Below are 13138 nucleotides of genomic sequence, written 5' to 3' on the forward strand. Positions count from 1 at the left end.
CCCCTCTTTGCCTATTTTGTATATCATAAGATTTCTCTGATGACAGTAACAATTCCTTCTACTCTACATTTGCATATTTATTTCCAGCTAGATCTTTACCACGAGCTAACCATACTTTGAAGTTCGGGTTTTTATCCTCAAAAACCTTCGTATCTGTGGAGAAATAACGCATGGTGTAGCCGCAGCGGCGAAATTCACTCTTGTTGGGATCAGCGCCGTGAATAATACGTGAATCATGCAGGGAACATTGACCTCTTTGCAACTCAAAATGAACAGCTGTGGATGTATCCATATTTTTGATTTGCGTACTGAAAAGATTTTTCTTGCCGTCTACCTTCTCGTACTCTGAAAATCCATTCGCGTGCGTACCTGGAATGACTTGCATACAGCCATTTTCCTTCGTGCTGTTATCGATCGCCAACCATACGGTAATGATGTTATCGAAGCTACTGACACGACCTTTCCAATAAGCAGAATCCTCATGCCATGGCGTTGCTCGCCCTACAAACGGATCCTTGCAAATAAAATGAGAGGACCAAAGCCCGATGTTAGGACCGATAATTGGCTCAACCAGATCCAACACTTCATCGGATAATAGAAAGTTCAACAAGCGATCTTCCCGGAAATGCGGTGTATCTAACTCATCAGACAACTTGCTGCCTTTCTGCTTCAGTTGATCCTCGAATAACTCCGTTAATTCTGCAAGTTTCTCAGCGGAGAATAACTGCTTATCATACAGAAAATATCCATTCTTCTTATAAAATGCTACTTCTTCTTGCGTTAATTTACTCATCTTGATCCCTCCTGAATGTGTGTTCTTATCTACACACTTACTATACCTCGTAGGAGGATTTGAAGGCTTATCATAAGCTTAGAAGAAGTTAGCATATCTTCAGATCCTTTACGTCCAGAACCAGAACACAAGCAGCAGCATCGTGAAGCGAACAATCTCATAGGAGGTATCAACAGCCACCACAAGCCAGCTTTTGAATTGCCACACCTTTTTGCCAACTGTGAACGGAAGTGTATAGCCCGCCGCTAGCAGCATTGTAAACCAGAAGGCATTGGATAACCGTTCTCCATCATAGCCAAATGCCTGTCCACCAGCCTGCCATAGCTCTAAACATATCGCGAATGCAATAGAAGTTACAAACGATACAACAATATAAATCACAAATGATTGAATCTTATCCGCTTTACTTACGTTAAGCTGCTCTTGGCCATTCTTGCCGTACATGTGCTTTTGATAAGGTTTTGCCCATATTACGGCCATCCAAAGAAAGCCTAACACTAATGATAATATCCCTGTAACGAATACAGCCCAATAATTAATTACATCGAAAAGCATATCGAATCCCCTCTTCATACCTATGTAGTTTTACGAAACCATTTGGTTTCGCTTTACATTATAGACAACCTTTTGGTTTCATGTCAATTCCTATTTTGTGTAAAAAGGTATGCTGAAGTCTAGCCGTTTTTCATGAAGTTCCACTCTTGTACATATCAACCATTCACCTAATGACATATGCATAGAATTAGATAAACCTAAACTGGTTTATGTGAGGTGACCTTTTGTAATTGCAGCAGTACCAAGTTGTATAGAAATGAAGTACAAATTGCAATTTCGCAGCATCTGTAAGTGCTTAGAACGTACAATTCACTTTAAAATACGTGATGGAGTGATGGTGGTGGAAACTTATCAAATCGTTCCCTGGATTAATGACGTCTTGGATCCAGGAATCGTAGCTAACATGTATGTTCCTCCTGGATTAGAAATGCTGGCACGAGAAGTATTGGGACATTATGACTTTCAGGTCAATGATATGCTCTTAATTACTTCCAAACCAGATAAGGGCGGAGCAATTTGGAAAATCGGCACAAGTAAGGGCAATCTCAGTATTAAATGTCTGCACAGACGGCCAAGAAGAAGTCTATTCAGTGTTGGTGCTCAAGCGTATATGTCCGGTTTAGGTCACCGAGTTCCGTCTTTCATTCCTACGAAGGAAGGCCATTTCTACGTTGAAGCAGGTGGTAAGCTCTGGATCGTTACCGACTGGATCGAACCACTGGTGCCCGTTTCTAAAGTTGACCTAGATGGAGCCTCTCAGCTGTGTTTTGGCTTAGGGGAATTTCACAAAAACTCTAAAGGCTATGTCCCTCCTAGCGGTTCGGAGAAATCCTCGCGCATCTACGGCTGGGGCAAATATTACGAAAAAATAATTGCCAAAATCGGATGGTTTCAGGATATCGCTCTCGCCTACTCTGATACCGCAGCAAGTGCCAATTTACTTGCCGTCATTGAGGAATTCAAGCGGCAAGCTAACGACATGTATACTCGCTTCCAAAATTCCCCATACAACGCAATGTTAGCCAAAGGTGAACCCCACTGGGGACTTGCCCATCAAGACTTCGGATGGTCGAACGGCCAAATGGGGCCAGGCGGCATCTGGGTTATTGATTTAGACGGCGTTTCCTACGATTTGCCTATACGTGACTTACGTAAATTGATCACAAGTACCATGGATGATATGGGTGTGTGGGACTTGACTTGGATTCGCGGCATGATTGACGCTTATCATCGTGCAAATCCTCTTGATCAAGAAACCTTCGAAATCTTGTGGATCGATATGGCGTTTCCAAATGAATTCTATAAGCATGTCAAAGAAATTGTATTTAATCCTCAACTGTTTCTTGACACTGAGCTTACTTCAATTCTTCAAAGGGTCATGACGACTGAATCAAGTAAATGGCAGGCATTAACGGAACTTGAAAAAGATAAGGCCAACTACGCTGTTGGAGACTACTCGGCGGATTACGTCAAACCGAACATCGAACGTCCAGCCGTAGTCCTTCCTGGAGATTTGTTGACTCCAATTTATTCCGATATGCCAGTTACTCCTCTTACTCCAGTTACGCCAGTTACTCCAGTTGAGCCAGTCGTACCTGCTGCACCAGTTGAGCCAGTCGTACCTGCTGTACCAGTTGAGCCAGTCGTACCTGCTACGCCAATTGAGCCAGTCGTACCTGCTATGCCAGTGGAGCCAGTCGTACCTGCTACTCCAGAGGAGCCAGTCGTACCTGCTATGCCAGTGGAGCCAGTCGTACCTGCTACACCGGTTATGCCAGTCGTGCCTGCTACGCCAGTCACACCTTTTATGCCTGCTGTTGAAGAGATCATACCAATTCCACTTGCGCCAAAACCAATATATGCTGAGCTGCCTGCAGTAGAGGAACCTGTTTATGCGAAGAAACCAGTCAATGAGAAAGTCACCCCTGCACCTTATACACCAGCGCCTGTTATGGTCACCATTCCTTCTACACGCAAACCAAAAAGTGACTACGCCAAAGCTCCGGCTTTATCAGAGCCTGTGTTGGTTCCAATTCCACCAGAGACTGTATCTGCAGGAGACCCTGCTGCTGATGCTGTTGATGCTGTTGTCGCCGTGCCTCCATTGCCAGTATTCATTCAAATCCCTGCTCGCGGACAAAAGCGGTTTAAACTTCGCGTTCCTAGGAAACGGCGCGTATTGAAAAAAACCAGAATCATCAAGAAAACCCGGTCTCTGAAACGAAGAAAACTAAAAAGACTCACGAAATGGAAGCGTATCTCAGGTATAAAGATTATCTGGGGCTTCAAAACATGGCGTGCTAAAAAACAATTGAAGACTATACGCCGGCCTATTAAGAAACAAATGAAACGTAAACTGGGACTCAAGAAGCCTGTTAAACGTGTAACGAAGCCAACGATGAATAAAATACGACAACCCCAAACGAATAAGAATGTACCCCCGCCGTGGAAAAAAAGGCAGATTCAATCCAGAAAAAGGACTGCCTGAGAAAGGAAGCTGTTAACTTGTGAACATTCTGATGATTTGTACGGAAAAGCTGCCTGTCCCTAACATTCGAGGGGGAGCTATTCAGACCTATATTGACGGTGTGGCTTCGCTACTAAGTAAACATCACAGAATTACCATTTTGGGTAGAACGGACCCTGCTTTACCAAACGATGAAGACAGGAATGGTATTCGCTACGTTCGTGTGGAGTCACATGGTCTGCTTGAACCATACGCTGCAGGGGTTATCCAATTTTTACAAAATACGGCGGAACATTATGATATTATACAAATATTCAACCGCCCTTTACTAGTCCTTCCTATTAGGAGCGTTTCGCCTTCAGCACGGATTATTCTAAGTATGCATAACGATATGTTCAATCCCTTTAAGATCGAACTTAATGAGGGAAATAAAGTTATCGAACAAACTGAGCGTATTATCACCATTAGTCAATATATCGGAACGGCTATCTGTGATTACTATCCCCATGCAGCAGACAAAATAAAATCGATCTATTCCGGCGTTGACTTGAATCGATTTGCTCCTTGGCTAGAGTCTGAACAGGCAAAGAGCGCTCGAGAGAGCATAAGGACTGAATACAATCTTTCCAACAAGAAAGTTATTCTATTCGTCGGGAGGCTCACCCGTAATAAAGGGCCCCATGTCTTAGTGCGCGCGATGTCTCAAATCAACCATCCTGATGCCGTACTCGTTGTCGTCGGCGGTGCCTGGTTCAGCGATAACTCGGTCAGTGACTATGTCGCTTACGTCAGAGCGCTTGCTGTGCGCTCACCTCTGCCCGTCATAACAACCGGGTATGTTCAAGCGCAAGATGTTCACCGCTGGTTCTGCGCAGGAGATGTCTTTGTTTGTACATCTATTTGGCAGGAGCCGTTAGCACGTGTGCATTATGAAGCGATGGCAGCTGGATTACCCTTCCTTACAACAGCTAGAGGTGGCAATCCAGAGATTGTTAAGAATAATAACGGAATACTCATTAATAACCCTGAAGACCCGAGCGAATATGCCCAAAAACTAAATTCGTTGTTATCGGATATGAACCATGCACGACATATGGGCCTTAACGGGCGAAGATTGGCAGAACAAAATTTCCCATGGGAACGCGTTGCTCAGGAAATTCTTGCCGTCTGGGAACAAAGATAAGTATAAGCGTGGATATTTCTAGTTAACCTACTGGTTGTCCCAAAAGTAGTTACTACTACTTAGGGACAGCCCATTTTTTTGCCATAAATCTCAGAGCAATCCTAGTTAGCTCCGTACCCTGATTGGCAGAAAAACCTCTTCTACGAGCATGGATCCGCTGCAAAACTAGCAGAAGCCATAACAAGAGTAAGAGGTTTTTCATGCATGGAGTGTCAAGCTAATAGTATGCAGTCTACTTACTTGACCAACTCTCTTTGATATCAGTTAAATGATTCCATTTATGCTTCTTCGTCTTCGTCTTCATCTTCATCATCGTCATCGTCATCGTCATCGTCATCGTCATCATCGTCGTCGTCGTCTTCGTCTTCTTCATCTTCTTCGCTTACAGCTGACACTGATACTTCTTCGTCTTCTTCGTCTTCTTCATCTTCTTCATCTTCGTCGTCTGATTCCTCTGATTCTTCGTCCTCTTCGTCCTCTTCGTCATCTTCTGCACCAAACGCTAATTTAGTACCGTCAGCTAATTCTACCTCAACTTCATCAACTTCCGCCCAAGCGATGTCTTTCTCTACATCATTGATTTCAGTTAAATCAACCTTGTCTTTGTCACCATTCTCAAACTCCAATGAGATCTCTGTCACTTCAGGATGCGCTTTTAAATAACTGAGTAATTGTTCTAAACTTTCCAAAAAAATCATTCCTCTCGCCATAAATTAGAAACTTTAATGTCTCCATGTATACTATGATTTTTCCTTCTTCATGCTTAGGCTCTTAATAGAGTAAATTGGCGGATTATGTTGTCCCGCTAGATGATTTTCCATAAACGTATACATATCAGCTTATTTTCCCTGTGAAAAGCCCTTACACATCATAATTCTTCATCATAAATTAATAATGTCTTCATATAGACAAGGAGGTAAAAGCTTATGAAAGGATTAATTCTCTGTGCAGGCAATGGTACTAGACTCCAACCTTTTACCAATTTAAAACCTAAAGGTCTGCTTCCAGTGGCGAATAAACCCTTAATTCATTATGGTATTGAAAAGCTAGTGGAATTAGGCATCAATGAGATCGGAATTGTAATTCGGACCAATCTTCATGCCATGTTTATGGAAGAAGTAGGTGCTGGTGAAAGGTGGAATGTACACATCACATATATTTATCAAATTAATCCTTTGGGTATCTCAGACGCTGTAAAACACGCCGAATCTTTCATAGACAACGAACCCTTCGTTCTGCTCCTTGGGGATAATTTGATTACCCAAGATCTTCATGGTTTATGTCACGCAATTACACATGAGAACCATGATGCAGCCATCCTCCTAAGAAAAGTGACGAATCCCAAGCAATTTGGAATTGCTGAAGTGAATGAAGATCGCATTATTGGTCTGGAAGAAAAGCCTTCAGAACCCAAGTCAGATCTTGCGGTTCTGGGGAGTTATGCGTTTAAACCAAGTATATTTAAAGCTGTGCATGCGATCAGTCCCTCTGCCAGAGGCGAGTACGAAATTACGGATGCCATTCAGTGGTTGATTCATCAACAATATTCGGTAGCCTATCAAATAACAGATAAGAATTTCTCCGATGTTGGAACTATGGAAGGCTGGCTGGAAGCGAATAGATGGATGCTGAGGCTTTTAGAGGAGGAAGGTTTGTTAACGACTCGAACGGATTACCCAGGAACTACTATAATCCCGCCTGTATGTATCGATCCAAGTGCTGAATTAATTAACTGCGTGATTGGACCTTACGTGACGATTGGCCCCAATGTCAGACTCGAAAGTTGTATGTTAGAGAACAGTATTTTACTTGAGTACGCCCTCCTTAATCCTAACCACAATCCAATGACAAACTCGATTATTAGTCCACAATCGATGTTTGTGCAAAAAGATGGAGGGTCAGGAAAATGAACATTCTAATCATGGGTATGGGGTATGTTGGCGTTACGACTGGATTGGTATTTGCAGAACTCGGCTGGCAAGTTACGGGGTTAGATACGGATACAATGAAAATCCAGGCATTATCTGAGGGTAAATTGTCCTTCTATGAACCAGGACTGGACCTGTTAATTAAAAAACATATTGCATCAGGTAAAATCAATTTTATTTCCTCTCCAGAAAAGGGGATTCGTGAGAATAACATCATTTTCATATGTGTTGGTACCCCCTCTGATAAAGATGGAAGCGCTGATCTTCAGGCTGTCCGTGGGGCAGCTCAAAGTATTGGCACATACATGGATGACTATAAAATTATTACTGTGAAAAGCACAGTTCCTATAGATACAAACCGCAAACTAGTCAAGTGGGTCAAAGAAACTCAAATCCATCCTCACCCCTTCGATGTTGTATCTAACCCCGAGTTCCTTCGGGAAGGCAGTGCCTTGTTTGATTCACTGAATCCGGATCGCATTATTATTGGAAGCGATAATGAGCAAGCCGCAAATGTCATTCAATCCTTATATGGCAGCATACATGCTCCTATCTTTGTCACCAGCCCCCGAACAGCCGAACTGATTAAATACGCATCGAATGCCTTCTTGGCAACTAAAATTTCCTATGTTAATGAATTGGCAAGACTTTGCGAGTCGCTGGAGGTCAATGTCACCGATGTCACCAAAGGAATGGGTTTGGACCAACGGATTGGCCCCCATTTTCTAAAAGCTGGAATCGGTTATGGTGGATCTTGCTTCCCAAAAGACAGCATGGCTCTCTTATACTCGGCGAAAGAGCAACAAGTTGAAATGAGCATTCTTGAACGAGTTGTTGCCGTTAACAACTCACAGTCTTCACACTTTTTGAACATATGGGAGCAGAAAATAGGTGGATTCAGCGGTAAAACCATTGCGATTCTCGGCATTTCATTTAAACCTAATACAGATGATTTACGGGAAGCACCTGCGCTCTCCATCATTCAACAATTACAGCAAAAACAAGCGAATCTTCGGGTTCATGATCCCGTCGCCAAACTTCCTGTAACCTTACAATCTGATAAAGTTCAACAATTCGAAGCGCTTGAGACCACATTGCAGCATTGCGACGCAGTCATCTTATGTTCGGAGTGGAAAGTCTATCGAGAGGCAGATTGGCAGCAACTAAAGGTTCTTATGAATGATTATTATATTTTTGATGGCAGAAATGCGCTGATCGGCAAAGAAATGACCAAGCTAGGCTATGATTACTATGGCATTGGAAATAGATAATCGCTCTAAGATGGGAGGTTACATGGAATGAAAATACTCGTCACAGGCGCAGCGGGCTTTATCGGATCTCATCTTTGTGAAAAACTTCTCCAAGATCCACGAAACGAAGTCATAGGATTAGATGCTTTGGTTCAGAAATCACCAACTCCTGTTCCAGTTAGAACATATAATCTTCGTTTTTTACATCCTCATGTTCGATTCACCTTCATAAACCAGGATCTATTGCATGTCCCCTGGGCGGAGCTTCTTCCTGGTGTGGACGTTGTCTATCACTTGGCAGGCATGCCTGGTGTGCGATCAAGCTGGGGAGAAGATTTTAAAACCTACGTCACGAATAACATCGAAGCCACACAACGTCTACTTGAAGGTTGTCGGATATATCCCGTCAGCAAAATCGTGTATGCATCGACATCCTCCGTATATGGCGAAAAAACGAATCAAGTGAATGAATCTGCTACGACAGTGCCACTCTCACCTTACGGGATCACCAAACTGACTGGAGAGCAGCTCTGTAAGGTTTATGCAACGAAGGACGCGTTACCAATCGTTGTATTACGATTCTTCACTGTGTACGGTCCTAGACAGCGTCCTGACATGGCTTTTCATCGGTTTATCCAGCATATTCGGCACAATAAGCCAATTCCTATCAACGGCGATGGCCTTCAAACTCGCGATTTTACTTTTGTTGGCGACTGTGTGGAAGCCATTGCAGCAACGGCCTATGCGACGAATATCATTGGCGAAACCATCAATATCGGAGGCAAAGAACGCGCCTCTGTCCTTGATTGCATCGCCATTCTTGAGGATCTATTTGAACGCAAAATAGACAGGCAATTTCTTGGCACAGCCTCTGGAGAGCCTCGTCATACTTGGGCTGATATCAGTAAAGCACAATTACTGCTAGGCTACCAACCGAAAACGGATTTACGCACGGGATTACAAGCAGAAATCATAGATTTATCCCAAACTCCTTATTTATAAGGGGTTTTTCTATTGGGATAAACTTCAATTCTAACCACCATCGAATTAAATTCGTAATTTGGACAAATAATCGACCTATTTACCGCTCTCTTGCACAATAGCTCTCTCTCACGGTTGCAATTCCCACTCTTATCGTTTATATTTTTATCTTGCTGGCTATCCTATTAGCATAGAATTCGGATTAATTAACAATATAAGCCAGTACATAATTATAGACGAGGTGTACACCAATGACATTGAATAAAACAGCTGCAGGGCTTCTTATACTAACTATGGCCGTTACAGGCGCTGCATGTACGTCCAAAGACTCCACAACTTCTCCGACACCTGCTGCGACAGCAACAGTAGCTCCACAAGCAACCGCAGCTGTAACCCAAGATACAATTAACATGAAAGGCTATATCGCTGCAAGAATTGCACGTGAAAAAGTAGATTACTTATTTGCTGAAGCCAAATCAGCAGATGGCGCTTTCGTGGTAAATCCGATTGCTGCAACAGATAAAGAAACAGCTAAGAAATTTCTTGCTAACTATGTCGATGCCGCGATGCTTGATACACTAGTAAATCATTATGTAACTGATACGAAGGCTGGTGCGACATCCCTTACCAACACGAAGTCGTACTTCACATCCAATATCTTAACAACAAAAAAAGAAGAAATCACATTCGATAAAGCCAACACACCTGAACTCGTTAAATTCACGACGAAAGATGGCGTTACGTATACAACGAAAAAAGTGAACGATAAATTTCTTCTTTCCGAAGTAAAATAATACTTTCGCAAATAAAAAGTGGCTGTCTACAAGTCGTTTCGTGCCTTGTATACAGCCACTTTTTTATTCTGTCATTCCGCAAAATAATTACTCTCATGCAACCAGTCCGCGATTTGGAACGAGCGAAGGATATGATTTTTCTCGGCATCGCCCGGCTCACCAACCAGCGTACCGTTGTTAAGCATGGTGAAATTCCGATTCGTATTCACGAGAATTTTGCCCATCGCGGTTGACTCGAATTTCGCTTTATCTACGCCCATCAGATAAGCAAGTGTAGGTAAGGTATCGATCTGCCCCCCTATGGTGGAAATCTTCTCAGCTTGCATGCCTTTACTGTAAATAATGAACGGGAGCTGCAGCGAATGCGTTCTCCAGGCTTCATTTTCTAAGGATGGAATCGCATCAACTTGTTCTTGATAGTACTTGTGCACACCTGTATGATCGCCATAAATCGCAACTACGGATTGATCTAGCACTCCTAATTGATCAAGCTTGTCCAGGAATGCGCCAATCTGCTTATCTGTGTAGTTAATCGCTTGGAAGTAGGCCCCCATGATCGTCTTATCCAAATTGGGATCAAGACGGAGCTGCCTTGTTTTCTCCGGTAAATCGAAAGGTCCATGGCTAGACAATGTAATGACATGCAGCATGAAGGGGGATTGTACATTCGCCATTTTGTCCCCAAGCTGTCGGAGATAAGACTCGTCAGACAAACCTAGACCGACGGTATCGTCTTCCTTGTACTGCCGCAAATCCCAACTCGTTTGGTACCCGATATTGTGATGAGCCTCCACCCAGTTCCAGCTTCCCGCTGGTTCCGAATGCGTGGAAATGGTATGGTAGCCCATCCCTTCCATCAGCTTAGGCAACGAATGATACGTGTTGGTTGGGTACCGGAAGAAATTCGCGCCAGATCGAATGGGGAACACGGATGTCGTCGTCAGCAAATCACTATCTGAACTCGTCCCATTGTTAACCTGCTCATAAAATTGGTTGAAATATAAACTATTTCCAAGTAAACGGTTTAGGTTCGGCGTAATTTCGTGTCCATTCACCTTTTCACCAATAACAAAGTTTTCAAGTGATTCTACCTGAATAACAATTAGATTCTTCCCTTGAAACATCCCTTTGTAGCTATTATCTGGCAGGCCTTCTGCGTTGCCTCTAAGCCACTCCTGCACTTCTGTGCGCTCTTGATCGGCAAGCTTGATGTGGTTCGCTGCACCGAACAGCCGTATCCCATCGTAAAGATGATAACCAATGGGTGACATATCTGACATCGATTGAAAAGGAGCCCAGCTAAGATTAAAAAACATCATCTCGCCTTTCGTCGTTTTCTTAACATCAATACGATAATGTTCGTAGGAAACAATGCCCACAGCAAGGATGATCAGTATTGTCGCCAGAATGGGCTGCCTTTGGTTTTCACGTCGGCGTGATTGGATTGGTGTGTTTCTATAGCGGAATAGCGCAACTGCAGCAATCACCACGAGATCCACAAACAACCATAAATCAAACGGTCGTATAAATGTCCACAGATTATAATCGAGTGGATTAAATCCATTGGGATGAGCAAGGAAGCGAATGGATAGAAACGCTGCATAGGCTCTGTAATACACTAAATCGCAAAACAATAATAAACTGAACAGCACCTGAATCCCAATCAAATAGATGCGACGGCCTCGCTTTTTGAAGAACAGTCCAAAGGCGACGACAAATACGATGAACATAAGATGCGACATGACGGGTGGAATGGTGAAATACATTTTGCCAATATTAATCCCCGCCGTATCTGGTGCATGAAGAGCTGCCAGCAAGAGCTGGGACTTCCATAGAATTGCAAAGAACGTATACAAGGTCAGCTTCTCGCAGCTCAAGACTAATCGAAGAACATGCCCAATCGTGTTGCGGAAGGTCTTTCTTTTATAGGATGATAATTGCAGCAAAAACGGTTCACCTCATACCTCTTGATTTCAAGCCGATTTTCCCATTTTAACACAAGTTACTACTGTATGTAGCTTACAAATATTGCAATCTAACGACAAGCAAGGCGCAATACGGCGCTATCCATAAACAAAAAGAACCAGAGACGAGTGCCCCAAGGTTCTTTCCAATCGTACATTTTCCCACCAAATCAAGTCGTTACTTGATATATGTCAACAGATTATAGATCAAAACTGCTGCCTGTGCACGATTCGTTGACTCCTGTGGAAACACTTGATTCGCGTAGCCATGAATCACCTCTATGTTAACCAGGGTAGCAACACTTGCCAGCGCATAATCAGAAATCAGCGAAACGTCCTCGAAGTTAGATAGATCCGATTGATCACCTACACGGGTCAGATGATTGGATACTCGCAATGCGCGATCCGTAAGCACCATCATATCCTCTCTCGTGATCGAAGCTTTAGGATGAAACTGATTCGCTTCATCTCCTTGCACAATTCCCAAATTTCTTGCAATTAATACTGGCTGCGCATAATAAGAATCAGGTTCAATATCATGAAATGGTTGGCCATAAGCCCCCTTCAAGCGAAGCGCTCTCATCAAAAGCACAAGGAAATCCGCACGTGTCACCGCTGAATCAGGACTGAACAGTCTCTCACCTGTGCCATTCACGATCCCTCTGGAAGCCAAATCTTCAATCGCCTCCACGGCCCAATCAAAGGCATCAAGATCATCGAAAGCATATGGATTGTGTATCGTAAGTGTTGATCTCACATTAGTTTGCTTGGTAGAGCTTACAAGCTTGGAATCTACAACTTTCACACTGCTTAGTGTGAGTACATTGCTCCCATTCTGGATCGCTCGAAAATACAACTTGAATAAGGATTGCGCACCTTCTAATCCTTTCCCCTTTCCAACCTTTGTATGCGCTATCTGAATATGTGTGCCCTTCACAATCGGTGGAACAGAGAAACCAGGTGCGTCGGATTTGGCATCTATGAATGTTAACCTTGTAGGATCATACTCTAAATTAATTTCATAAGCATAGACGTCAATCAATTGATGTCCCTCAATGACCACTTCAATGGTGTCACCATGATTCGGCGATTGTGTAGAAACTTTCATCGTAAATGTGCCTGACTGATCGGCCTCAGAGGCCCAAATGGATGTAGGTAGCATCCAACTTAGTAAGAATACGATTAGTAAGCTTATTGTCATCCATTTTCGCAAAACCATGTTC

Annotated in this window: 11 protein-coding genes; 6 read left to right on the forward strand and 5 right to left on the reverse strand. The window is 43.2% G+C overall.

The window, feature by feature from the left end; translation table 11 throughout:
- Positions 1-58 precede the first annotated feature (58 nt).
- Positions 59-793, reverse strand: coding sequence for a phytanoyl-CoA dioxygenase family protein (locus ASG89_RS05610; RefSeq protein WP_057309526.1), 735 nt, complete (start codon positions 791-793; stop codon positions 59-61).
- A 108-nt stretch (positions 794-901) separates the two neighbouring features.
- Positions 902-1348, reverse strand: coding sequence for a DUF1761 domain-containing protein (locus ASG89_RS05615; protein ID WP_057309528.1), 447 nt, complete (start codon positions 1346-1348; stop codon positions 902-904).
- Positions 1349-1688: 340 nt separating this feature from the next.
- Here ASG89_RS05615 and ASG89_RS35420 point away from each other — a divergent pair, with 340 nt between their 5' ends.
- Together ASG89_RS35420 and ASG89_RS05625 are read left to right on the forward strand one after the other, a co-directional pair.
- A complete protein-coding gene (locus ASG89_RS35420; RefSeq protein ID WP_082592766.1) occupies positions 1689-3836 on the forward strand; it encodes a CotS family spore coat protein in 2148 nt (715 codons plus the stop codon).
- Positions 3837-3855: 19 nt separating this feature from the next.
- The gene (locus ASG89_RS05625; RefSeq protein ID WP_057309530.1) at positions 3856-4998 is read left to right on the forward strand and encodes a glycosyltransferase family 4 protein; all 1143 of its coding nucleotides are present in this window, start codon (positions 3856-3858) and stop codon (positions 4996-4998) included.
- A gap of 278 nt (positions 4999-5276) precedes the next feature.
- On the opposite strand, the gene ASG89_RS36160 is transcribed toward ASG89_RS05625, so the two are convergent.
- Positions 5277-5687, reverse strand: a complete 411-nt coding sequence (locus tag ASG89_RS36160) for a hypothetical protein (RefSeq protein WP_162259676.1) — start codon at positions 5685-5687, stop codon at positions 5277-5279.
- A 237-nt stretch (positions 5688-5924) separates the two neighbouring features.
- Here ASG89_RS36160 and ASG89_RS05635 point away from each other — a divergent pair, with 237 nt between their 5' ends.
- From ASG89_RS05635 to ASG89_RS05650, 4 genes are all read left to right on the forward strand, one after another.
- Positions 5925-6908: a sugar phosphate nucleotidyltransferase gene (locus ASG89_RS05635; protein WP_057309534.1), complete on the forward strand. Its 984-nt coding sequence runs from the start codon at positions 5925-5927 to the stop codon at positions 6906-6908.
- Positions 6905-8197 (forward strand): UDP-glucose dehydrogenase family protein, encoded by a 1293-nt coding sequence (locus tag ASG89_RS05640; RefSeq protein ID WP_057309536.1) that lies wholly within the window; start codon positions 6905-6907, stop codon positions 8195-8197. The genes ASG89_RS05635 and ASG89_RS05640 overlap by 4 nt, the downstream gene beginning before the upstream one ends.
- Positions 8198-8224: 27 nt before the next feature.
- Entirely contained in the window at positions 8225-9178 is a 954-nt protein-coding gene (locus ASG89_RS05645) for an NAD-dependent epimerase/dehydratase family protein (protein ID WP_057309538.1), read from the forward strand.
- Between the two features lie 230 nt (positions 9179-9408).
- On the forward strand, positions 9409-9951 hold the full coding sequence (locus ASG89_RS05650; protein ID WP_057309540.1) for a hypothetical protein: 543 nt from the start codon (positions 9409-9411) through the stop codon (positions 9949-9951).
- 71 nt (positions 9952-10022) lie between these two features.
- Here the strand turns inward: ASG89_RS05650 and ASG89_RS05655 are convergent, their stop codons facing one another.
- Both ASG89_RS05655 and ASG89_RS05660 read right to left on the reverse strand, forming a co-directional pair.
- Positions 10023-11897, reverse strand: a complete 1875-nt coding sequence (locus ASG89_RS05655) for an LTA synthase family protein (protein ID WP_057309542.1) — start codon at positions 11895-11897, stop codon at positions 10023-10025.
- 196 nt (positions 11898-12093) lie between these two features.
- On the reverse strand, positions 12094-13134 hold the full coding sequence (locus tag ASG89_RS05660) for an S-layer homology domain-containing protein (RefSeq protein WP_057309543.1): 1041 nt from the start codon (positions 13132-13134) through the stop codon (positions 12094-12096).
- Between the last annotated feature and the right edge of the window lie 4 nt (positions 13135-13138).

The organism is Paenibacillus sp. Soil766 (assembly GCF_001428105.1).
Taxonomy (GTDB): domain Bacteria; phylum Bacillota; class Bacilli; order Paenibacillales; family NBRC-103111; genus Paenibacillus_E.